At 72.1% G+C, this 21,594-nt stretch carries 18 protein-coding genes; 6 read left to right on the forward strand and 12 right to left on the reverse strand.

The annotated features are described in order from the left end of the window. Nucleotides 1-94: 94 nt before the first annotated feature. Nucleotides 95-697, reverse strand: a complete 603-nt coding sequence (locus tag M1D46_RS15665; protein WP_456286024.1) for a TetR/AcrR family transcriptional regulator C-terminal domain-containing protein — start codon at nt 695-697, stop codon at nt 95-97. A 186-nt stretch (nt 698-883) separates the two neighbouring features. On the opposite strand from M1D46_RS15665, the gene M1D46_RS15670 reads away from it, so the two are divergent. Then, entirely contained in the window at nt 884-2,125 is a 1,242-nt protein-coding gene (locus M1D46_RS15670) for an MFS transporter (RefSeq protein ID WP_456286025.1), read from the forward strand. Then, entirely contained in the window at nt 2,125-3,723 is a 1,599-nt protein-coding gene (locus tag M1D46_RS15675; protein WP_456286026.1) for an amidohydrolase, read from the forward strand. Before M1D46_RS15670 ends, M1D46_RS15675 begins: the two co-directional genes overlap by 1 nt. A 163-nt stretch (nt 3,724-3,886) precedes the next feature. Here M1D46_RS15675 and M1D46_RS15680 read toward each other — a convergent pair whose 3' ends face one another. Next, nucleotides 3,887-4,498, reverse strand: a complete 612-nt coding sequence (locus tag M1D46_RS15680; protein ID WP_455969407.1) for a TetR/AcrR family transcriptional regulator — start codon at nt 4,496-4,498, stop codon at nt 3,887-3,889. Nucleotides 4,499-4,562: 64 nt separating this feature from the next. Here M1D46_RS15680 and M1D46_RS15685 point away from each other — a divergent pair, with 64 nt between their 5' ends. Continuing rightward, the gene (locus tag M1D46_RS15685; RefSeq protein ID WP_456286027.1) at nt 4,563-5,600 is read left to right on the forward strand and encodes an agmatine deiminase family protein; all 1,038 of its coding nucleotides are present in this window, start codon (nt 4,563-4,565) and stop codon (nt 5,598-5,600) included. After that, complete coding sequence (locus tag M1D46_RS15690) at nt 5,600-7,300, forward strand: amidase (RefSeq protein WP_456286028.1); 1,701 nt, start codon at nt 5,600-5,602, stop codon at nt 7,298-7,300. Before M1D46_RS15685 ends, M1D46_RS15690 begins: the two co-directional genes overlap by 1 nt. Before the next feature lie 110 nt (nt 7,301-7,410). On the opposite strand, the gene M1D46_RS15695 is transcribed toward M1D46_RS15690, so the two are convergent. The 6 genes from M1D46_RS15695 to gabT are packed head-to-tail and all read right to left on the reverse strand — an operon-like array spanning nt 7,411 to nt 15,457. After that, nucleotides 7,411-8,772 (reverse strand): NAD-dependent succinate-semialdehyde dehydrogenase, encoded by a 1,362-nt coding sequence (locus M1D46_RS15695; RefSeq protein ID WP_456286029.1) that lies wholly within the window; start codon nt 8,770-8,772, stop codon nt 7,411-7,413. A 19-nt stretch (nt 8,773-8,791) separates the two neighbouring features. Next, complete coding sequence (locus M1D46_RS15700) at nt 8,792-10,258, reverse strand: NAD-dependent succinate-semialdehyde dehydrogenase (RefSeq protein WP_271173663.1); 1,467 nt, start codon at nt 10,256-10,258, stop codon at nt 8,792-8,794. 37 nt (nt 10,259-10,295) lie between these two features. After that, the gene (locus M1D46_RS15705; RefSeq protein ID WP_456286030.1) at nt 10,296-11,843 is read right to left on the reverse strand and encodes an APC family permease; all 1,548 of its coding nucleotides are present in this window, start codon (nt 11,841-11,843) and stop codon (nt 10,296-10,298) included. A gap of 4 nt (nt 11,844-11,847) precedes the next feature. Next, nucleotides 11,848-12,723 carry a universal stress protein gene (locus M1D46_RS15710; RefSeq protein ID WP_456286031.1) on the reverse strand — a complete coding sequence of 292 codons (876 nt, stop codon included), beginning with the start codon at nt 12,721-12,723 and terminating at the stop codon, nt 11,848-11,850. After that, nucleotides 12,720-14,078 (reverse strand): flavin monoamine oxidase family protein, encoded by a 1,359-nt coding sequence (locus M1D46_RS15715; RefSeq protein ID WP_271173666.1) that lies wholly within the window; start codon nt 14,076-14,078, stop codon nt 12,720-12,722. The genes M1D46_RS15710 and M1D46_RS15715 overlap by 4 nt, the downstream gene beginning before the upstream one ends. 26 nt (nt 14,079-14,104) lie before the next feature. Then, complete coding sequence (gene gabT / locus M1D46_RS15720) at nt 14,105-15,457, reverse strand: 4-aminobutyrate--2-oxoglutarate transaminase (RefSeq protein ID WP_456286032.1); 1,353 nt, start codon at nt 15,455-15,457, stop codon at nt 14,105-14,107. An 84-nt stretch (nt 15,458-15,541) separates the two neighbouring features. On the opposite strand from gabT, the gene M1D46_RS15725 reads away from it, so the two are divergent. After that, the gene (locus tag M1D46_RS15725) at nt 15,542-17,044 is read left to right on the forward strand and encodes a PucR family transcriptional regulator (RefSeq protein WP_456286033.1); all 1,503 of its coding nucleotides are present in this window, start codon (nt 15,542-15,544) and stop codon (nt 17,042-17,044) included. Between the two features lie 27 nt (nt 17,045-17,071). Next, the gene (locus M1D46_RS15730; RefSeq protein ID WP_271173669.1) at nt 17,072-17,251 is read left to right on the forward strand and encodes a hypothetical protein; all 180 of its coding nucleotides are present in this window, start codon (nt 17,072-17,074) and stop codon (nt 17,249-17,251) included. Between the two features lie 37 nt (nt 17,252-17,288). Here the strand turns inward: M1D46_RS15730 and M1D46_RS15735 are convergent, their stop codons facing one another. Genes M1D46_RS15735 through M1D46_RS15750 form a run of 4 tightly spaced genes read right to left on the reverse strand, consistent with a single transcriptional unit; the run spans nt 17,289 to nt 21,548 of the window. Further along, the gene (locus tag M1D46_RS15735) at nt 17,289-18,248 is read right to left on the reverse strand and encodes a sugar kinase (RefSeq protein ID WP_456286034.1); all 960 of its coding nucleotides are present in this window, start codon (nt 18,246-18,248) and stop codon (nt 17,289-17,291) included. Next, nucleotides 18,245-18,895, reverse strand: a complete 651-nt coding sequence (locus M1D46_RS15740) for a bifunctional 4-hydroxy-2-oxoglutarate aldolase/2-dehydro-3-deoxy-phosphogluconate aldolase (protein WP_456286035.1) — start codon at nt 18,893-18,895, stop codon at nt 18,245-18,247. The genes M1D46_RS15735 and M1D46_RS15740 overlap by 4 nt, the downstream gene beginning before the upstream one ends. Continuing rightward, complete coding sequence (gene manD / locus M1D46_RS15745; RefSeq protein ID WP_456286036.1) at nt 18,885-20,126, reverse strand: D-mannonate dehydratase ManD; 1,242 nt, start codon at nt 20,124-20,126, stop codon at nt 18,885-18,887. Before manD ends, M1D46_RS15740 begins: the two co-directional genes overlap by 11 nt. A 30-nt stretch (nt 20,127-20,156) precedes the next feature. Beyond that, nucleotides 20,157-21,548 carry an MFS transporter gene (locus M1D46_RS15750; RefSeq protein WP_456286037.1) on the reverse strand — a complete coding sequence of 464 codons (1,392 nt, stop codon included), beginning with the start codon at nt 21,546-21,548 and terminating at the stop codon, nt 20,157-20,159. Nucleotides 21,549-21,594 lie beyond the last annotated feature (46 nt).

Here is a 21,594-nt window from a genome sequence, read left to right on the forward strand (position 1 = left end):
TGCGCCGCCATCGTCGTGGGGTCAGGTTACCGATCGGTGAACGACCGCCGACCGGCGCGGGGCCGCACGACGACGGCCGGGCGCGTCGCGCGGGTCAGCGCGGCAGGCGCGCGCGCAGGGAGTCGATGAGGATGGCGGCGCCGAGCTCGAAGGACCGCGCGGCGCGCGCCTCCCCGCGCACGCCGCCCTCGAGAAGGCGCCCGAGGGTGCGGGTCTCGCCCTCTGGGCGCCAGACCTCGTCGGGCGACGCGAGGTCGAGGCCGAAGCCGATCGCGAAGGCGTCGATCACGGCGATGATCGTGAGGACCTCGTCTTCGGGGAAGCCCGCCTCCACGAGCACGGTGGCGAGGTCGTCGTACGACGCGATGAGGTCGGGGTTCGTGATCGTCCGGTCGACGAGCAGCGGGACGAGAGCCGGGTAGTCGGCGTACATGCGGCGCTGGGCGCGCAGCACCTCGAGCACGTAGTCGTCCCACGGCACGCCCTGCGGCTGCACGCGGTACGACGCGATGAGGCGCCCCCGCATGAGCTCGAGGATCGCGTCGGCGCCGTCGGCGTGGTTGTAGAGGGACGACGGCCGCACGCCGAGGCTGCGCGCGATCGCGTTGACGCCGAACGGCTCCCCCGCCCGGGCCAGCGCGAGCCCCGCGTCGCCGATGATCTCGGGCGACAGCAGCGGTGTGGACGGCCTGGCCATGCGCTCCCCTCTCCGCCGATCGGAGCACGATCGCCGCACGGGGGTTTCGCGCGGCGTCTCTTCCCTGCATAATAACGAACATCGTTCGTTGACGAACACCATTCGTTAAACGGCCGAGCCGCACCACCCGATGCCGGCCCGCACATCCGCTTCCGCGCACAGCGCCGTGCCCCCTCTGGAGTTCCCATGTCAACCATCGACCTGACGAGCCGCGTGCCCCTGCGACTCCCCACCGCGACCGCGACATTCGCGATCGGCATCGCCGGCTACCTCGGCGTCAACCTCTCGCCGTACATGATCACGGCGGCCCAGTCGGGCCTCGGCATGGACGTCCTCGCGGCGAGCTGGCTCGTCACCGCGACGCTCCTGCTGACCGCCGTGACCGGCCTCGCCATCGCCCCGCTCTGCGCGGGAGCGCACCGTCGCACCGTCGCCCGCGGCGGACTCGCCCTCGGGCTCCTCGGCTTCGGCGCAGCCGCCGTCGTGCCGGCCCTCATCCTGCCGGGACTCCTCGCCGGCGGCGTCGGCGCGGGCGGCGCGGTCGCCGCCTCGGGGGCCGCTCTCGCGGCGTTCCGCAACCCCGATCGCGTCGCGGGCTTCAACGGGCTCGCCAACCGCGCCGTCATCACCGTCGTCCTCGCCGTGCTCCCCCTCATCGGGCTCGCGCCGATCGACGTGTTCGGCGCGCTCGCGCTCTTCTGCCTCATCGGGCTCGCGGTGTCGCTCTGGCTGCCGGCCGCGCCCGTGCTCGAGCCGCACGCCGGCGCCGCCGTCGCGGAGGCCATGCCGATCGAGATCCCGCCCACCGGCATGGTGCGCACCTCGGTGCCGCGCTCGCGCACCGTCACGATCGCCGGCTTCGCCCTGCTCGTCACGTTCGCGCTCTGGGCCGCGAGCGAGGACTCGCTGTGGGCGATGGCGGGAGTCATGGGCGCCGAGCAGGCGGGTCTCACGCCCGAGGGCCTCGGCATCGCGCTCAGCGGAGCGACGGCGGGCGGGCTCCTCGGCTCGATCCTCCTCATGATCGTCGGCGACCGCCTTGGCCGTGCCGTGCCGCTCGCGACCCTGCTGCTCGCGGGCGCCGCCCTCAAGTTCGCCGAGGGCTTCATGGCCGACCAGACCGCGTTCATCGTCGTCTTCATCGCGTGGAACACGATCTACGCGATCGCCTTCATGTACTTCGTCTCGACCTCGGCGGCCCTCGACGCGGACGGCCGCTGGTCGGGCCCGCTCCTCGCGGTCTACCTCGTCGGCTCGGCGCTCACGCCCGTGATCGGCGCGGCCCTCGTCGGCACGCTCGGATACCAGGGCTTCACGACCGCCCTCTCCGTCGCGAGCGTCGTGCTCGCCGTCCCCGCGGGCGCGATCGCGCTCCTGTCCACGCGGCTCGAGCGAGCCGCACGCACCGCCATCCCGGAGAACGCCTGATGACCCGCACCCTCTACCGCAGCGCCCGCATCTTCACCGCCGACGAGCCCGCCTGGGCCGAGGCGCTCGTCGTCGACGGCGACACGCTCGCGTACGTCGGGGACGCCAGCGGAGCGCCGGCGGCCGATGCGACGGTCGACCTCGGCGGCCGCCTCGTCCTGCCCGGATTCACCGACGCGCACACCCACCTGCTCATGACGGGCGAGGCGCTCGGCCAGGTCGGTCTGACCGACGCCCGCACGCTCGACGAGATCCAGAGCCGGCTCCGCGACGCGCGCCCGGGCGCCGACGGCGTGCTGCGCGGGCGCGGGTGGCTCTTCGACGCGATCCCCGGCGGGGCGCCGACCGCCGCGATGATCGACGAGGCCGTCGCCGACATCCCCGTGTACCTCGACGCGAACGACTACCACTCGTGCTGGGTCAACACCGCGGCGCTCGCCGAGCTCGGCATCACGCGAGACACGCCCGACCCCATCGGCGGCCGCATCGAGCGCGACGCCGACGGCGAGCCGACCGGACTGCTCTACGAGACCGCGGCCGTGCAGTACGCGTGGGCGCATCGCGATGCGACGGCGACCGACGCGCAGCGCGACGCCGCGGTCGAGCGCGTGATCGGGGCGTACCTCGCGACCGGCGTCACCGGGGTCGTCGACATGGCGTTCGACGACTTCGGGCTCGAGGCGTTCCGACGCGCGGCTGAGCGGCGCGGCGGCACGCTGCCGATCCGCGTGGCCGCGCACTGGTTCGTGACGAACACGGGCGACGATGCGGAGAACGTCGCGCAGGTCGCCCGCGCCGCCGAGCTCGCTGCCGCGACGGCGTCGCCGTGGCTCCGGGTCATCGGCATCAAGCTCATCCTCGACGGCACGATCGACGCGTGCACGGCGGCCATGGGCCATCCGTACGCCGACGGCACGAACGCCGAGCCGATCTGGCCGGCCGAGCGGCTCGGGCCCGTGGTCGATGCGGCGGATGCCGCGGGACTGCAGATCGCCATGCACGCGATCGGCGACCGCGCGAGCACGATGGCACTCGACGCGATCGAGCACGCGATCGCCGCGAACGGGGAGCGTCCGCGACGCCACCGCATCGAGCATCTCGAGTACGCGGCGCCCGGCACGGCCGAACGGATGGCGCGCCTCGGCGTCACGGCGTCGATGCAGCCGGTTCACGCGGATCCGGCCATCTTCGCCAACTGGGCGGCCCAGCTCGACGACGAGCGCGTCGAGCGCGCCTTCGCCTGGCCCGAGTACGAGGACGCGGGTGCCCTCCTCGCCTTCTCGACCGACGCGCCCACGGCGCCGCACGCGTCCCTCGCGAACATGTACGTCGCCACGACGCGCGCGTCGGCGCTCGACACGTCGGTGCCGGCCGTGCACCCGCAGTTCGCGCTGCCGCTCGACCGCGCGATCGTCCACGCGACGCGCGACACGGCGGCGTCGATCGGCGACGGCGGATGGCGCGGGCGCCTCGTGCCGGGAGCCGCGGCCGACTTCGCGGTGCTCGACACGGACCCGTTCGCCGCCGGGCCGGCGGCACTGCTCTCCGCGCGCGTCGTCGTGACCGTCGTCGCGGGCCGCGTCGCATACGAGGCCTGACCCACCACCCCCTCCGCATGTCTCACTCGCCGCGGGATACGCCTCGGCATTCCCGCGACGAGTGAGACATGCATGCCTTCGGGTGAGACATGCAGGCGTGCGAGCGGGACGCGCGGGGTTGCGAGCGGACGCGCGGGGTTGCGAGCGGGACGCGCGGGGTCGGTCAGCGGACGCCGAGCATGGCCTCGGCGGCGCGCAGCAGCAGCTCGGCGCGCTCTGCCGCGCCGCCCCACCGGACGAGGGCCTGCGCGTTGAGGCCGTCGATCATCCCCAGCAGCTGCCACGCTGCGGCCGACGGGTCTTCGACGCGGAACGACCCGTCGGCCGCTCCCTCCTCGATCACCTCGCGCAGCAGGCGGGCCCACGCGTCCATCTGCTCGCGCACCGCGGCGGCGAGCGGATCGCTGCGGCGTCCGAGCGCCCACGCCTCGACCCACACCGCCGTGACGTCGTCGCGCGTCCCGCTGAGGAGGGTCTCGATGAGGGCGCGCAGCGCATCCCGCGGGGCCTCCCCCGCGACGAGCTGAGCGACCTCGGCGAGCTCGTCGCCCACGATGCCGGCGAAGGTCGTCGCGACGAGCTCCTCCATGGCCGGTGCGTAGTGCGCGACGAGCGCAGGAGTCACGGATGCCCGGGCGGCGATCGCGCGGAGCGTCACGGCATGCAGCCCATCGGCCAGGGCGATCGCGCGCGCCGCCGCGGCGATCTCGGCGCGGCGCTCAGCGGGAGCGCGGCGCGGCGCACGTCGGCGAGGGGGCGCCGCTTCGCTTGACATGTCCCTCACCCTAGCGTCAGAATCAAGTTATTGATCACACGATCAATATACGAGAGGATCGATGATGACCTGGCGGATGCCCGCAGAGACGGATCGGCACGAGCGCACCTGGATGGCGTTCCCCCGAGAGGGATTCACCCTCGGCGACACCGACGCCGAGCGCGAGGCCGGCTACACGGCGTGGAGCGCGGTCGCGCACGCCGTCGCCGAGTTCGAGCCCGTCACGATGGTCGTCGACCCGAGCGAGGTCGCGCGCGCCCGCCGCATGCTCTCGTCGCACATCGAGCTCCTCGAGGCGCCCCTCGACGAGTTCTGGATGCGCGACGTCGGCCCGACCTTCGTCCTCGACGACTCGCGCCCGGGCGCTCTCGGCGCCGTCGACTGGACCTTCAACGGCTGGGGCGCGCCCGCGTGGGCGGAATGGCGCCTGTCGGCGCAGCTCGGACGCATCGTGGGCCGCGCCGCGGGCGCGGAGATCGTCAGCTCGGCGCTCGTGAACGAGGGCGGCGGCATCCACGTCGACGGCGAGGGCACCGTGCTCGCGACGGAGACCGTGCAGCTCGACCCGCGTCGCAACCCGTACGCCGACAAGGAGCGCGTCGAGGCCGAGTTCGCCCGCACGATCGGTGCGGCGAAGGTCGTCTGGCTGCCGCGCGGACTCACGCGCGACTACGACGAGTTCGGCACGAACGGCCACGTCGACATCGTCGCGACGCTGACCTCCCCCGGCGTCCTCCTGCTCCACGATCAGCGCGACCCCGACCATCCTGACCACGCCGTGACGCGCGAGCTGCGCGCGCATCTCGCCCAGCAGACCGATGCGGCGGGCCGCGCCTTCGAGATCGTCGACCTGCCGGCGCCCGCGACGCTGCGCGACGATGAGGGCTTCGTCGACTGGAGCTACGTCAACCACCTCGTCGTGAACGACGGGGTCATCGCGTGCGGATTCGGCGAGGACGAAGCGGATGGCCGCGCGCGCGACATCCTCGCGGAGGTATACCCGGGCCGCACCGTGAAGACGGTCGACGCCCGCGAGATCTTCGCGCGTGGCGGCGGCATCCACTGCATCACGCAGCAGCAGCCGTCGGTGGGGGCGCTCTGATGATCGACGTGCTCGAGGCATCCATCGCCGACCTCCAGCAGGCGCTCGCGCAGGGCCGCACGACCGCGGTCGAGCTCGTCGAGGCCTACCTCGCCCGCATCGACGCCTTCGACGCGCCCGGCACCGCGACCGCGCTCAACGCGGTCGTCGTGCGGAACCCCGATGCCCGCGACGAGGCACGCGCGTCCGACGCCCGTCGCGCGGCCGGCCGCCTCCTCGGTCCGCTGGACGGCATCCCGTACACGGCCAAGGACAGCTACCTCGTGAAGGGCCTCACGGCCGCGTCGGGCAGCCCGGCCTTCGCCGATCTCGTCGCCCAGCGCGACGCGTTCACGATCGAGCGGCTGCGCGCATCCGGCGCGATCTGCCTCGGTCTCACGAACATGCCCCCGATGGCCAACGGCGGCATGCAGCGCGGCCTCTACGGTCGCGCTGAGAGCCCGTACAGCGCCGAGTACCTCACGTCGGCGTTCGGGTCGGGCTCGTCGAACGGGTCGGGCACGGCGACCGCCGCGAGCTTCGCGGCGTTCGGCCTCGGCGAGGAGACGTGGTCGAGCGGGCGCGCTCCCGCGTCGTGCAACGCGCTGTGCGCGTACACGCCCTCGCGCGGCGTCATCTCGGTACGCGGCAACTGGCCGCTCGTGCCCACCATGGACGTCGTCGTGCCGCACACGCGCACGATGGCCGACCTGCTCGCGGTGCTCGACGTCGTCGTCGCCGACGACCCCGAGACGCGCGGCGACTTCTGGCGCGTGCAGCCGTGGGTGCGGATCCCCGCGGCGTCCGCCATCCGCCCCGCCTCCTACCCGGCGCTCGCCGACGGCGCCTCGCTGCGGGGCAAGCGCCTCGGCGTGCCGCGCATGTACATCAACGCCGATCCGGACGCCGGCACGTCGGACGACCCCGGCATCGGCGGCCCCACCGGGCGCCGCATCAGCACGCGCGAGTCCGTCATAGAGCTGTGGCGGGCCGCGCGCGCCGACCTCGAGGCGGCCGGAGCGACCGTCGTGGAGGTGGACTTCCCGCTCGTGTCGAACTACGAGGGCGACCGGCCCGGTGCGCCGAAGATCACGACGCGCGGGCTCGTCACGCCCGCCTACCTCCACCGCGAGATCGTCGACCTGTCCGCGTGGGCATGGGACGACTTCCTGCGCGCGAACGGAGATCCGGCCATCCCGTCGCTCGACGTGGTCGACGGCGCGCAGATCTTCCCGCATCCCGCGGGCGCGCTGCCCGACCGCTACACGGGCTTCGACGACGACATCGCGTCGTACCCCGCGCACGTCCGCGAGCACCCCGTGGCGGCGATGACGGACATCCCCGAGCTCGAGAGCGGCGTGCGCGGCCTCGAGGAGACCCGCCGCGTCGACCTCGAGCAGTGGATGGACGACGTCGGACTCGACGCCGTCGTCTTCCCCGCGATGGCCGACGTCGGCCGCGCGGACATGGACGTGAACCCGGAGTCCGCCGAGCTCGGCTGGCGCAACGGCGTGTGGGTCGCGAACGGCAACCTCGCCATCCGCCACTTCGGCGTGCCGACCGTGACCGTTCCGATGGGCACGATGTCGGACATCGGGATGCCCGTGGGCCTCACCTTCGCCGGCCGCGCGTACGACGACGCGGCGCTCCTCGCGCTCGGCGCCGCGTTCGAGGCGACGGGCGCGCGCCGCACGATGCCGCCGCGGACGCCCGCGCTCTGACGCGGCGCCGACGCGCGAGAGCCCCGGATGGCCGTGGTGGCCATCCGGGGCTCTCGCGTTGGCGGCGGGCTGGCGGCAGCCGCGGGGCGGATCCGCCCGCCCGACCCGGCTCAGCCCACCCGGATGAGCTTCTTGTTGACGAACTCCTCGGCCGCGAGGAGGCCGAGCTCACGCGAGGTGCCGCTGCGCTTGACGCCGCCGAAGGGCAGCTCGGGGCTGTCGGCGAGCACGATGTTGACGTACACCATGCCGGCCTCGATGCGGTCGGCTACCCGCTGCGCCTGCTCGGCGTCGGTCGTGAAGACGTACGACCCGAGGCCGAACGGGGTGTCGTTCGCGAGACGCACGGCCTCGTCCTCGTCGGCGACGCGGTACACGACGCCCGCGGGGCCGAAGAGCTCCTCGCGGTAGACGTCCATCTCGGGCGTCACGTCGGTGAGCACGGTCCCGGGGAAGTACGCGCCGTCGCGCTTGCCGCCCACGACGAGACGCGCGCCCTGCTCGACGGCGCGGTCGATCTGCTCCTGCAGGCGCTCCGCGGCGGCGAGCGACGAGAGCGGCCCGAGGACCGTGTCCTCCTCGAGCGGGTGGCCGACCTTCGCGGCCTCCATGGCCGAGGAGAACTTCGACAGGAACTCGTCGTACAGGGCGTCGACGACGATGAACCGCTTGGCGCCGTTGCACGCCTGGCCGTTGTTGTCGAGGCGCGCGTCGACGGCGGCCTGCACGACCGCGTCGAGGTCGTCGGCCGAGAGCACGATGAACGGGTCCGACCCGCCGAGCTCGAGAGCCACCTTCTTGAGGTGCTGGCCCGCGAGCGCGGCGACGGCGGAGCCCGCACGCTCCGAGCCGGTCACCGAGACGCCCTGGACGCGCGGGTCGGCGATGATCGTCGCCGCCTGCTCGTTCGTCGCGTACACGTTGACGTAGGCCCCCTCGGGCAGGCCCGCGTCGCGGAAGATCTCCTCGAGCGCTGCCGCCGACTCGGGGCACTGCGGGGCGTGCTTGAGGATGATCGCGTTCCCGATCACGAGGTTCGGACCCGCGAACCGCGCGACCTGGTAGGTCGGGAAGTTCCACGGCATGATCCCGAACAGCACGCCGAGCGGGGCGCGGCGGATGACCGCGCTCCCCTCGCCCAGGATGTCGATCGGCTGGTCGCGCGTGATCGCCTCGGCGTTGTCGGCGTAGTACTCGATGATGTCGGCCGAGAAGTCGACCTCGCCGAGCGCGGCCTCGAGCGGCTTGCCCATCTCGCGCACGATCGTCGCGGCGAGGGCGTCGCGGCGCTCGCGGTGCAGGGCGGCGGCACGGCGGACGGCCGCGGCGCGGTCGGCGACGGAGAGCGCCGCCCAGGCGCGGGCTCCCTCGCTCGCGCGCGCGATCGCGTCCTGGATCTGCGCGTCCGTGAAGGTGTCGTACTCGGCGACGGTCTCGCCCGTTGCGGGATCGACGACGGCGTAGTCGCTCATGATGTTCCTCTCGTCGCGGTCAGTCGTTGGGGATGAGGGTGTACTTCGTCGACAGGTACTCGTGGATGCCCTCGAGCCCGCCCTCGCGTCCGACGCCGGACTGCTTGACGCCGCCGAACGGAGCGGCCGCGTTCGAGACGACGCCGGCGTTGAGACCCATCATGCCGGTCTCGAGGCGGTCGATCATCCGGTGGCCGCGGGCGAGGTCCTGCGTGTAGACGTACGACACGAGGCCGTACTCGGTGTCGTTCGCGAGGCGGACCGCCTCGTCCTCGTCGGCGAAGGTCGCGATCGCGAGGACGGGTCCGAAGATCTCCTCGCGCAGGATGGCGCTGCCCGCGGTGACTCCGGTGAGGACCGTGGGCGCGTAGAACGTCCCGGGGCCGTCGAGCTTCTCGCCGCCCGTGAGCACCGTGGCGCCGCGGTCGGTCGCGTCCGTCACGAGCTCGTCGGCCTTCGCGACCGCGTCGGCGTCGATGAGCGGGCCGATGGCCACGCCGTCCTCGGTGCCGCGGCCGATCCGCATCGCCTGGACGCGCTCGGTGACCTTGGCCGCGAAGGCGTCGGCGATGGACTCGTGCACGATGAAGCGGTTGGCCGCGGTGCACGCCTGCCCGATGTTGCGGAACTTCGCCGCGAGGGCGCCCTCCACGGCCTTGTCGAGATCGGCGTCCTCGAAGACGACGAACGGCGCGTTGCCGCCGAGCTCCATCGAGACGCGCAGCACGCCCTCGGCGGCCTGCGCGATGAGCTGGCGGCCGACCTCGGTCGAACCCGTGAACGACAGCTTGCGCAGACGCGGGTCGGAGATGATGGGCGCCGAGACGCGACGCGACGACGCCGACGTGACGACGTTCACGACGCCCGCGGGCACGCCGGCCTCGACGAGGAGCTGCGTGAAGAACAGCGTCGTGAGGGGCGTGAGCTGCGGGGGCTTGATGACGACCGTGCAGCCGGCGGCGAGCGCGGGCGCGATCTTGCGCGTGGCCATCGCGAACGGGAAGTTCCACGGGGTGATGAAGAACGAGGGGCCCACGGGGCGCTGCGACACGACCATCCGGCCGGTGCCCTCCGGGTTCAGGCCGTAGCGGCCCGTGATGCGCACCGCCTCCTCGCTGAACCAGCGCAGGAACTCGCCCCCGTAGACGACCTCGCCGCGCGCCTCCGCGAGCGGCTTGCCCATCTCGAGCGTCATGAGGAGGGCGATGTCCTCCTTGCGCTCCTGAACGAGCTCCCAGGCGCGGCGCAGGATGTCGCTGCGCGTGCGGGGCGCGGTGGCCGCCCAGGCGTCCTGCGCGGCGACCGCGGCGTCGAGGGCGCGGGTGCCGTCCTCGGCGGTCGCGTCCGCCACGCGGGCGATCACCTCGTTCGTCGAGGGGTCGTGGACGTCGAAGGTCGCGCCCTCGGGGGCGTCGACCCACTCGCCGCCGATGAACAGACGGGTCGGCACCGAGGCCAGCAGGGCGCTCTCGCGGTCGTTCGTCATGTCGGTTCCTTCCGGGTGGATGGTCGGTGAGGTCGGTTCAGCGGCGGGTGCCGCGGAGGCTGGGCGGCGCGTCCATGGTCAGCACGCTGCCGCGGAAGAACGCGGGCTCGCGCGCCGCCTGCCACAGCATCAGCGCGATGCCGATCACGATGACGGCGATGCCGAGGATGAAGACGAGGCCGATGCCGCCGATCTGAGAGCCGCTTCCGTAGGCCGGGTCCATCGTGTCGATGAGGGTCGTCACGAAGAGGATGGCCAGGATGATCCCGCCGACGAGCGGGAACAGCAGCATGAAGAAGACGTTGCGCACGGAGTCGAACCACTGCCGGCGGAAGTACCAGACGCACGCGAAGGCGGTCAGCCCGTAGTAGAAGCAGATGAGCATGCCGAGCGCGAGGATCGTGTCCCACAGGGTGTTCTCGCTCACGAAGCGCATGACCGCGTAGAACACGCTCGTCACGATCGCCGCGACGATCGTCGAGTATCCGGGGCTGAAGAACCGCGGGTGCACGGAGCCGAACTTCTTGGGGAGCGCTCCGTAGTGGCCCATGGCGAGCATCGTTCGGGTGGGCGACGCGAACGTGGCCTGCAGCGACGACGCCGAGCTCGTGAGCACCGCGAGCGAGACGAGGAAGCCCAGCGAGCCCATGATCGGGTTCGACAGCGCGAAGAACACGTTCTCCTGGATGTCGGGGTTGCCGAGGCCGAGCTCGCCGTCGCCGACGCCCGCGAACATCACCATGCCGATGCCGAGGATGAGGTACAGGAACACGACCACGAGCACGACGACGGTGGCGGCGCGGCCCGGGGTCTTCTCGGGGTTCTTCGTCTCCTCGTTCATCGTGAGCACGAGGTCCCATCCCCAGAAGATGAAGATCGACAGCGACAGGCCGGCGACCGCCGCGCTGAAGGAGGGGACGGCGAACGGGTTGAACCAGTTCGGGTCGAACGGCGTCGGGTCGAACGCATCACCCGACGCGGCGCGCGTGATCGCCGTGATCGCGAACACGACGAGCACGACGACCTGGAAGCCCACGAGCACGTACTGGAGGCGCTGCGACGTCTGCAGGTCGCGGTACGACACCCACGTCGCCGCGAGCACGAACAGCAGGCAGACGCCCACGTTGATGAACGGGTTCCGCGTCAGCTCCGCGATCTCGGCGCTGCCCGTGATCTGGCTGATCAGGAGGAAGAGGAAGTCGACCGCGATGCCCGCGAGGTTCGACAGGACGAGGATGGTCGCGGCGATCAGGCCCCACCCGGCCATCCAGCCGATCCACGGACCGAAGGCGCGCGTCGCCCACGTGAACGAGGTGCCCGAGTCGGGCATGACGCGGTTGAGCTCGCGGTAGCCGAAGGCGACGAGGAGCATCGGGATGAAGCCCACGATGATGATCGCGGGCACCTGCGTGCCGACCTCGGACGCGGTCGGGCCGATGGCGGCCGTGAACGTGTAGGCGGGCGCCACGGTGGAGACGCCGAGGACGACGGCTCCGATGAGCCCGAGCGTGCCGGCGCTCAGGCCCTTGCTCGAGATGCCGGTGGTGACGGGATCAGACACGACGGTGTGCGGGTTCTGGCTCATGCGCTCAGGATTCTTCAGGCGCGCGGGTGCGCGAGACGACGATCATCGGGACGGGCAGCTCGTGCAGCATCTTCGCCGCGGTCGAGCCGAGGAACAGGAAGCGGGGGCGTGCGAGACGGCTCGAGCCGACGAACACGACCTCGCCCGGCTGCCAGGCGAGGCGGGTGACGGCGTCCTCGATCGAGTCGCCCTCGGCGACGACGACGTCGACGGGCACATCGGCCGGGAGCTCGGCGCGCGCGGCCTCGAGGACGGCATCGGCGTGCGAGGCGCCGACGACGCGGATGGCGGACGTCTGCACCCCCGCGGGGAGGTCCACCGTGACGAGCGAGACGAGACGCAGCGGCACGCGAGCGCCCGCGGCGAGCGCTGCGGCATCCTCGAGGAGGACGTCGGCGCCCGGGCGGGTGCCGATCGCGACTGTCACGCGGTCGAGGGGCGCCGTCACGTCGACGGAGCCCGCCGGCGCGAGGACGACGGGGATGTCGGACGAGTGCAGCAGCTCGTTCGCCACGGACCCGAGGCGGTGGCGGCCGCGGAGACCGCCGTCGGCGGCGCCGACGACGATGTGCGACGCGCGGAACTCGCGCGCGGCGGCGAGGAGGCCCTCCCCGAAGGACTCGGCCGTGCGCACGTGCGCACGGTGGTCGAGGCCTTCGGGGAGCGAGGCGGCCGCGTCGCGCAGCCACTCGCGCGCCTGCGCGCGGACGTACTCGTCGTAGGACGCGTCGGGCGGCGTCAGGGCGTTGCGGCCCTCGGACGGCAGCACCATGACGATCTCGACGCTCGCGCCGGTCGCGGCGGCGAGACGGCCCGCGAGCGCGACGGCATCCGCGCCCGCGGGGGTGGCGGTGTAGCCGACGACCAGCGCCGCGGTCATGAGCGGGACCGCTCGATGATGTCGGCGGCGGCGAGGCGGCCCATGCGGATCGCGCCGTCCACGTGCTGGTAGCCGAGACCCGCGAGGTCGCTGCAGGCGAAGTGGATCGGGCCGACGGGCGCCGACTGGTCCTTGCCGTAGCGGTGCAGGCCGCCGAGGTCGAAGCTCGCGGCGTACGCGCCGCGCGTCCACTCCTCGGAGCCCCAGTCGCTCTCGTAGTACACGACCGGGTTCTTCGCCTCGGGGCCGTAGTAGTGCGAGATCGACTCGAGGATGCGCTCCTTGCGCTCCTCGGCCGAGAGCTCGAACACGCCGTCGGCGTTCTTGTCCGACACGAAGCCCACGAGGGTGCCGCGCTCGTCGCCGTGGTTGGTGTTGTCGTACGCCTCGTGGCACAGCTCGTACGGGCTGAAGGCGGTCGCCGAGAGGCCCTGCTCGCGCCAGAACGGCCGGTCGTACACGGCGTGCACCTTGATGACGAAGCCCATCGACAGGTGCTGGTGCAGCTGGTGCTGGCGGCGCGGCAGCGCGGGCACGAACGAGATGCGGTCGTAGAGGACCGGCGCGTGCGCGAGGATCGCGTACTTGGCGCGGACGGTGATGCCGTCGGCCTCCGCGATGACGCCGTCGGCGCCCCACCGGAGCGTCCGGACGGGCGCGTTCAGGTGCACGTCGTCGCCGAGGCGCTCGGCGAGCAGCTGCGGCACCTGCTGCAGGCCGCCCACCACGCGCTTGTCGAGGATGAAGTCGGCGTCGACGAGGTTCGAGAAGCTCCCGGCGCTCGCCGCCATGTGCAGGGCCTGCAGAGCCGAGAACGCGTGGGCGGGCTTGGTGAGCATCGCGCCCGCGATGAAGAGCGCGATGTTGTCGCGCGCTTCCTGGTCGTCGGTCTCGCGCGCGAGCCAGCCCTCGAACGAGATCGTGTCGAGCGCCTCGGCGTCGGGGTGCTCCCACGGGCGCGCGGGGTCGATCTCGGCCGTCAGGCGGTCGAGCTTCTCGATGAGCTCGACCATGACCTTCTCGGTCTCAGGCGCCACCGGGAAGATCTCGCCCGTGAAGCGGGTGAGCTTGCCGTCGGCGTCGACGTAGACGCTCTCGCCCTCGCGATAGCGGCTGTAGGTCTCGAGACCGAGCTCGGCGATCGTCTCCTTGAGCGCGTCCTGGTCGGGCGACACCCACTGGCCGCCGATCTCGAGCATCGCCCCGTCGACGACGTCGGTCCACAGCCGGCCGCCGACGCGGTCGCGCGCCTCGAGCACGGCGACCGACAGACCGGCCTTCTTCAGCTCGTTCGCCGCCGTCGTGCCGGCCGCTCCCGCGCCCACGATGACGACGTCGCGTGTGATCTCCGTCATGTCGTTCTCCTTCTTCCGGTCGTCCGTCAGGCCGCGGCCAGCGCGTCGGCGACGACGCCCAGACCCTCGGCGAGCAGCGCGTCGTCGATCGAGAGCGGGGGCAGGAAGCGGATGACGTTGCCGTAGGTTCCGCAGGTCAGGACGATGACGCCCTGCGCGATGGCCGCCTTCGCCACCGCGGCGGTGAGCGCCGCGTCGGGCTCGCCCGTCTCGGCGTTCACGAACTCGACCGCGATCATCGCGCCCAGGCCGCGGACGTCGCCGATGCGCGCGTCGCCCGCCTGCAGCTCGGTGAAGCGGCCCTTGATGAGGTCGCCGATCTCCCGCGCACGGGAGATGAGGTCGTCGTTCTCGAACACGTCGATCGCCGCGAGCGCGGCCGCGCACGCGATGGGGTTGCCGCCGTAGGTGCCGCCGAGGCCGCCCGCGTGCGAGGCGTCCATGATCTCGGCGCGTCCCGTGACGGCGGCCAGCGGCAGGCCGGCCGCGATGCCCTTGGCGGTCGTGATGAGGTCGGGGACGATGCCGAAGTGCTCGCTCGCGAACATCGCGCCCGTGCGGCCGAAGCCGGTCTGCACCTCGTCGGCGATGAAGACGACGCCGTTCGAGCGGCACCAGTCGACGATCGCGGGGAGGAATCCGTCGGCCGGGACGATGAAGCCGCCCTCGCCCTGGATGGGCTCGATGATGACGGCCGCGAGGTTGTCGGCGCCGATCTGCTTCTCGATCTGCGAGATCGCGCGCTTCGCCGCCTCGGTGCCGGACAGGCCGTCGCGGTAGGGGTACGACAGCGGGGCGCGGTACACCTCGGGCGCGAACGGGCCGAAGCCGCTCTTGTAGGGCATCGACTTCGCGGTGAGCGCCATCGTGAGGTTCGTGCGGCCGTGGTAGCCGTGGTCGAACGCGACGACGGCCTGGCGCCCCGTGTGCTTGCGCGCGATCTTGACCGCGTTCTCGACGGCCTCGGCGCCGGAGTTGAAGAGCGCGGACTTCTTCGCGTGGTCGCCCGGGGTGAGGCGGTTGAGCGCCTCAGCGACGGCGACGTACGACTCGTACGGCGAGACCATGAAGCAGGTGTGCGTGAAGGCGGCGACCTGGGCCTGCACGGCCTCGACGACCTTGGGGTGCGCGTTGCCCACCGTCGTCACGGCGATGCCGGAGCCGAGGTCGATGAGCGAGTTGCCGTCGGCGTCGACGACGACGCCGCCGCCGGCCGCGAAGGCCGAGATGGGCGCGGTGTGGCCGACGCCCGCGGCGACCGCATCGGCCTTGCGCGCGAGCAGCTCCTGCGAGCGCGGGCCGGGGATCGAGGTGACGAGGCGGCGCTCCTGAGGCAGGGCCGGGCCGCCCACAGCGGTGGCGAGGGTAGAGGTGGTCATGCCGCGAGCGTACGACCGGGCCCGAAGTCGCTGCATTCGCCATGCGGTACAGAATCGATGCATTCGCTATACGCTCTGTACACGATGTCTCAGCCCGCACCATCCGCCCCCACGCTCCGCGCCCTGCTCTCGCGCGGCGACCTCGCCCTGCGCCTCGCGTCCGCGTCGCACGGAGCGCTCGAGCAGCCCATCCGCTGGGTGCACAGCTCGGATCTGGCGGACCCGACGCCCTTCCTCGCGGAGGAGATGGTGCTCCTCACAACCGGGACGCAGTTCTCCGGAGACGACGCCGCGCAGTACGAGGAGTACGTCCGCCGGCTCGCGCATCGCGGCGTGGTCGCGCTCGGGTTCGGCACCGAGGTCGCCCGCACCGGCATCCCCGAAGCGCTCTCGGCCGCGTGCGAGGCGCACGGCGTGCCGCTGTTCGAGGTGCCCTACCGCACGCCCTTCATCGCGGTCGCGCGCGCAGTCGCCGAGGCGATCGCCGCCGGAGCATACGCTCGGCGCACCTGGGCGCTGTCGGCGCAGCGGGCGGTCGCTCTCGCCGCCCTGCGGCGGGATGGCCTCGGCTCGGCGATCTCCGAGCTCTCCCGGCAGCTGGGCGCGTGGGCGGGACTGTTCGACTCCGCGGCGGCCCCCGTGCGCGCGTCTGCGCCGCTCGAGCCCGCGCTGGCCGAGCGTGTGCAGCAGGAGTGCGAGACGATGCTCGCGCGCGGGGCGAGCGCTGCCGCGGTGATCCGCGTCGGCGGTCGCTCGTTCACGCTCCAGACGCTCGGACCGGGCGGCACGCTGCGAGGCGTGCTCGTCATCGGGGCCGAGGCGCTCGACGAGGAGGCCCGCAGCGTCGTCACGGCGGTCGTCGCGATGACGGGGTTCGCGCTCGAGCAGAACGAGGCCCTCGCGCGTGCCCGCGGCACGCTCCGCGCCGGCGTCGTGCGGGCGCTCCTCACGGGCGACACCGCGCTCGCGGGCGAGATCGGCGACGCCGCGTGGGGCGGACTGCCGGCCGACCCGGTCGTCGTCGCGGTCACCGACGAGGCACCGGATGCGCTCGCCGCGTTCCTCGAGCTGCGCGCGGGCCGCGAGCAGGGGAGCTTCTTCTTCGGGAGCGACCCCGAGGGCGGGATCGCCCTCGTCCACACGGCGGATGCCCCGCTCGCGCTCGACGAGCTCGCCGAGCGCTTCGACGTCGCGGTCGGGGTGTCGGAGCCGGGGCCCCTCGCGTCCTTCGCGGCGTCGCTCGACGAGGCGCGCATCGCGCGCGACCGAGGCGAGGGCGTCACGCGCTTCGCCGATGTCGCATCCGCCGGAGTGCTGAGCACCCTCTCCCCCGAGGCCGCGAACGTGGCGCGCACGGTCCTGTCCGCCATCGTGCGGCATGACGACGTGCACGGCACCGCCATCCTCGACACGCTGCGGATCTGGCTCCTGCACGATGCGCGCTACGACGACGCCGCCCGCGCGCTCGGCGTGCACCGTCACACCGTGCGCACCCGCATCCGCCTCGCCGAGCGGCTGCTCGAGCGCGACCTCCAGTCGTTCGCGGCGCGCGCCGAGATCTGGGTCGCGCTGCTCGCGGCGCGCTGACGCTAGGGTGGCGGGATGCTGAGGCGGATGTCGACCACGCGCCTGGCCGCGCTCTCGCTCGTCCTGCTCGCGGTCGGCATCGCGCTCGTCGTCGCGGCGGGCGGTCCGCCGCGCCTGCTGGGCGCCGTGCTCGCGCTCGTCGGACTCGCCGGGCTCATCACGCTCGTCCTGCGGCTCATCGAGCACCTGGGCTCGCGCGGCGACTGAGACGAGGCGCGCTCGAGGGCGCTTCACCGGGTCCGGCTCAGCGTGCCACCGGGTCCGTTCCGGACACGCCGAAGCCTTCGACCTCCCGGAGGGTCGGCCCCGCTTCCCAGTCGCCCGGAGTCGTGCAGGCCAGCGCCCCGCAGACGTTGGCCCTCGCCACGCGAGCGGGGGCGTCCATCCCCGCGAGCAGCGCGCTGAGGTAGCCCGCGACGAAGGCGTCCCCTGCGCCGACCGTGTCGACGACGTCGACCGCGTGTCCGCGCGCCTCGACACGACCCTCGGGAGAGAGCAGTGTCGCGCCCTCGGCCCCGCGCTTGACGACCACCTCGCCGACGCCCCCAGCGCGAAGTCGGCCCGCACCGCTCTCCGCGTCGCCGCCGACGGCGAGGAGCATGAGCTCGTCCTCACCCCCGAAGACGAGGTCCGCACGCTCGGCGATCGACCGCAGGACCGGCCCGGCGGTCTCGGGCGGCGCAAGCGCTGACCTGTAGTTGACGTCGAAGGACACCGTCACACCGGCGTCCCGCGCACGGTCGATCGCGGCCAGGAGAGCGTCCCGCGCCGTCGCGGAGATCAAGGCAGTGATGCCCGAGACGTGCAGGAGCGCGGCCTCCTCGATCCATCCCGCCGGGAGGTCTGCGGGGGCGAGGCGGGAGCCTGCGGATCCCGCGCGGTAATAGCGCACCACGGTCGAGGTCGACGACGGCCGCTCCTTCACCATGAGCCCGGTGGGTGCGCCGTCGTCCACGACGGCGCGCACGTCCACGCCCTCCGCGCGGATCTCGCGCACGACCCGCTCGCCGAGCGCGTCGTCGCCGACGCGCCCGAGCCACGACGCATCGACGCCGAGGCGCCGGAGGCCGATCGCGACATTGCTCTCGGCGCCCCCGATGCCGCACGCGAGGTCGGAGAGGTGCCGCAACGACCCGAGTTCGCGCGTGCGCATGAGCGCCATGGTCTCGCCCAGCGTCACCACGCGAGGAGCGCGGGCTCTCATCGTGCTGCCTCGGCGCAGACCGTCACGAAGGCCTCCGCTCGAGCGCGGAGCCCTCCGAGATCCCCTCCGCGCAGTGCGTCGCCGAGAAGCGGACCGCCGACGCTCACGGCGACGGCGCCCGCCCGCAGCCACTCGGCCGCGCTGTCTCGGTCGACGCCTCCCGACGGCACGACCTGCATGTCGGGGAACGGCCCACGGAGGTCCTTGACGTATCCCGCGCCCACCTGGCCCGCGGGGAAGATCTTCACGGCCGAGGCCCCCGCGGACCAGGAGCTCTCGAGCTCGGTCGGCGTGAGCCCGCCGGGCACGAAAGGAACCCTGACGTGCGCTGCCTCCGCCAGGAGAGCGCTCGACGTGATCGGGGTGACGATGTAATCGGCCCCCGCTTCCGCCGCCCGCCGCAGCTGCTCGCGGTCGACGACCGTGCCGACGCCGAGGTCGGCGACGTCTCCGTAGCGCTCCCGCAGGGCCGGGAGTCGCTCGATCGTGCCCGGCGTCGTGAGCGTGAGCTCGACGCTGCGGACGCCCGCGCCGAGGAGCACGTCCAGCACGCGGTCGTACTCCTCGGCAGCCGATGCACGCATCACGACGATGAGGCGGGCTGCGGCGGTGCGCGACGGGAGCGGGATCCTCTGGTCACCAGTCATGAACGGTTCCGTCCGTGAGACGGTTCACGGGCAGATACGCCTTCGTGTACGGGAAGGCCGACGCCGCCTCCTCGTCGAGCTCGACGCCCAGTCCGGGAGCCTCGCCCGGGTGCAGGAAGCCGCCGTCGAGCGTGAACGACGTCTGGAAGACCTCGAGCGTCTCGGCGTTGTGCGGCATGTACTCCTGGATCCCGAAGTTGTGGATGGCGAGGTCCAGGTGGAGCGCCGCGGCCATCCCGACGGGCGAGATGTCGGTGGGCCCGTGGATGCCCGAGCGGATGCCGTAGATCGCTGCGAAGTCGAGGAGCTTCTTCATCGCGGTGATGCCGCCGGTGTGCGTGACCGCCGAGCGCACGTAGTCGATCAGGCGCTCGGTGATGAGGGTCTGGTAGTCGTGCACGGAGTTGAACACCTCGCCGATCGCGAGGGGCGTCGTGGAGTGCTGACGGACGAGGCGCAGCGCGGTCTGGTCCTCCCCCGGCGTGCAGTCCTCGAGCCAGAAGAGCTTGTACGGCTCGATGTCCTTCGCGAATCGCGCGGCCTCGATCGGTGACATGCGATGGTGGCCGTCGTGCAGGATCCGCAGGCCGGATCCGAAATCGGAGCGGATGCGCTCGAACACCCCCGGCATATGCGCGAGGTACGCGGCGGTGTCCCAGGACTCCTCGGTCGGGGCAGACGCCGCCGTCCCGTCTGCCGCGCGCTTGGCGGGCTCGTAGTCGTAGCGGACGCCCGGCCCCGAGGTCGAGACGCCGTAGATCTGCCCGAGCCCGGGCACCCCCGTCTGCACGCGGACCGCCGTGAAGCCGAGCTCCTGATACCCCGTGATCGCGTTCGCAAGAGCCTGGTAGTCGGTTCCTGAGGCATGGGCGTAGACGCGCACTCCCGCGCGGCTCGCACCGCCGAGCAGCTGGTAGAGGGGCATGCCGGCCTTCTTGGCCTTGATGTCCCAGAGCGCCATGTCGACGGCGGCGATCGCGGCCATGGTGACAGGCCCGCGGCGCCAGTACGGCCCTCGATACAGGTACTGCCAGGTGTCTTCGATCCGGTCCTCGTCGCGACCGATCAGCGTCGACGCGACGTGATCGCCGAGGTACGACGCGACCGAGAGCTCACGGCCATTGAGGGTGGCGTCGCCCCATCCCACGACGCCGTCGCTCGTCGTGATCTTCAGGGTGACGAAGTTCCGACCGGGGCTGGTGATGATGACATCGGCACTTTCGATGCTCACGGTGTTCCTTTCAGCGGCGTTCGACGAGGGTCAGATGGCGTCGCGCGGGTCGGTGAGGTCGCGGCCGGCGACCTCCGGCATCCAGATGGAGGCGACGAGCGCACAGAGGGTGAAGAACACGAGCATCATGATGACCGGGATGAACGAGCCGGTCGCGGCGGAGACCCAGGCCGCGGCGATCACGGGGCCGGCTCCGGTTGCCGCGATCGCTGCGATCTCGCGGGCCATCGCCGTGTAGGTGTACCGGTTCCGGGCGCCGAAGATCTCGGGCAGCGTGAGGTTCTCGAGCGAGGCGAAGCTCATCACGGCGAGGTTGTGCAGGACCACGTACCCGATGAACACCAGAGGCGTGTCCTTGCTACTGATCATGAGCATCGTCGGAACGATGACGACGAGCGCGACGACGGCCCACACCATGTACATGCGCTTGCGGCCGAAGCGGTCGCCGAGCCAGCCCGAGAGCGGCACGGTGATGAAGGCGACGAGCGACGAGACGATGACGGCGTTCACGCCGATGGAGCGGTCGAGCAGGAGCACGACGGTGATGTAGCTGATCAGGTAGGTCTGGATCATCCCGGAGTTGCCGGCCTGGCCGAAGCGCAGGAGCAGCGCGATGATGAACGCCTTGATCGGCTTGCGGTTCATCGCCTCGAGCGTGCGGATGTCGCCGGTCTCGGTCGCGAGCCGGATCGTCTCCTGCTTGGACAGCGCCTGACCGTCGACGACATCGTCGCGCTCCTCGAAGACCGGGCTCTCCTTGAGGTTGAAGCGGACCCAGACGGCGAAGAGCATGATCACCACGCTGCCGATGAACGGGATGCGCCAGGCCCAGTCGATGACCTGCTGCTCGTTGAACGCGACGAGCAGCACCGCCCAGATTGCCGAAGCGAGCAGCGTGCCGCAGTTCGTGCCGAGTGCGACGAGCGACGCGATGATCCCGCGGCGCTTCGCGGGGGCGTACTCCGCGAGCATGACCCCGGCCCCGGAGATCTCGGCGCCGGCGCCGAAGCCCTGCGCGATGCGCAGCACCACGAGCAGGATGGGCGCGAGGATGCCGACCTGCGAGTAGGTGGGCAGGACGCCGATCAACGTGGTCGCGAGGCCCATGAGCAGGATCGTGTAGAAGAGGACCTTCGTCCGCCCGGTCTTGTCTCCGAGGCGCGCGAAGAAGAATGCGCCCACGGGGCGGGCGACGTAGCCGACCCCGTAGGTAGTCATCGCGGCGACGACGGCCATCGCGGGGTCCTCGTCGGAGAAGAACAGGTCGGCGAAGACGAGGGCCGCGGCGAGCGAGTAGAGCTGGTAGTCCATGAACTCCAGCGCCGTGCCGAGCCAGCCGGAGATGGCGGCGCGCACGAGGTCGCGAATCGACCTCTTCGCTGCGGGATCGTGGACGTCGGTCACACGCTGTGCATCTGACATTCGGGTACTCCTTTGCACCGTTTGGTCGGACGGATGTCTGGGGTGG

This window comes from Microbacterium sp. JZ70 (assembly GCF_053903225.1).

Bases quoted from the DNA above. Each gene is read 5' to 3' on its own strand.
- M1D46_RS15715 (WP_271173666.1), bottom strand. From the start codon at position 14,078: ATGACGGAGATCACACGCGACGTCGTCATCGTGGGCGCGGGAGCGGCC.
- M1D46_RS15730 (WP_271173669.1), top strand. From the start codon at position 17,072: ATGTCGACCACGCGCCTGGCCGCGCTCTCGCTCGTCCTGCTCGCGGTC.
- M1D46_RS15710 (WP_456286031.1), bottom strand. From the start codon at position 12,723: ATGACCGCGGCGCTGGTCGTCGGCTACACCGCCACCCCCGCGGGCGCG.
- M1D46_RS15690 (WP_456286028.1), top strand. From the start codon at position 5,600: ATGATCGACGTGCTCGAGGCATCCATCGCCGACCTCCAGCAGGCGCTC.
- M1D46_RS15735 (WP_456286034.1), bottom strand. From the start codon at position 18,248: ATGAGAGCCCGCGCTCCTCGCGTGGTGACGCTGGGCGAGACCATGGCG.
- M1D46_RS15725 (WP_456286033.1), top strand. From the start codon at position 15,542: ATGTCTCAGCCCGCACCATCCGCCCCCACGCTCCGCGCCCTGCTCTCG.
- M1D46_RS15705 (WP_456286030.1), bottom strand. From the start codon at position 11,843: ATGAGCCAGAACCCGCACACCGTCGTGTCTGATCCCGTCACCACCGGC.
- M1D46_RS15675 (WP_456286026.1), top strand. From the start codon at position 2,125: ATGACCCGCACCCTCTACCGCAGCGCCCGCATCTTCACCGCCGACGAG.
- M1D46_RS15670 (WP_456286025.1), top strand. From the start codon at position 884: ATGTCAACCATCGACCTGACGAGCCGCGTGCCCCTGCGACTCCCCACC.
- M1D46_RS15695 (WP_456286029.1), bottom strand. From the start codon at position 8,772: ATGAGCGACTACGCCGTCGTCGATCCCGCAACGGGCGAGACCGTCGCC.
- M1D46_RS15700 (WP_271173663.1), bottom strand. From the start codon at position 10,258: ATGACGAACGACCGCGAGAGCGCCCTGCTGGCCTCGGTGCCGACCCGT.
- gabT (WP_456286032.1), bottom strand. From the start codon at position 15,457: ATGACCACCTCTACCCTCGCCACCGCTGTGGGCGGCCCGGCCCTGCCT.
- M1D46_RS15665 (WP_456286024.1), bottom strand. From the start codon at position 697: ATGGCCAGGCCGTCCACACCGCTGCTGTCGCCCGAGATCATCGGCGAC.
- M1D46_RS15740 (WP_456286035.1), bottom strand. From the start codon at position 18,895: ATGACTGGTGACCAGAGGATCCCGCTCCCGTCGCGCACCGCCGCAGCC.
- M1D46_RS15685 (WP_456286027.1), top strand. From the start codon at position 4,563: ATGACCTGGCGGATGCCCGCAGAGACGGATCGGCACGAGCGCACCTGG.
- M1D46_RS15750 (WP_456286037.1), bottom strand. From the start codon at position 21,548: ATGTCAGATGCACAGCGTGTGACCGACGTCCACGATCCCGCAGCGAAG.
- M1D46_RS15680 (WP_455969407.1), bottom strand. From the start codon at position 4,498: ATGTCAAGCGAAGCGGCGCCCCCTCGCCGACGTGCGCCGCGCCGCGCT.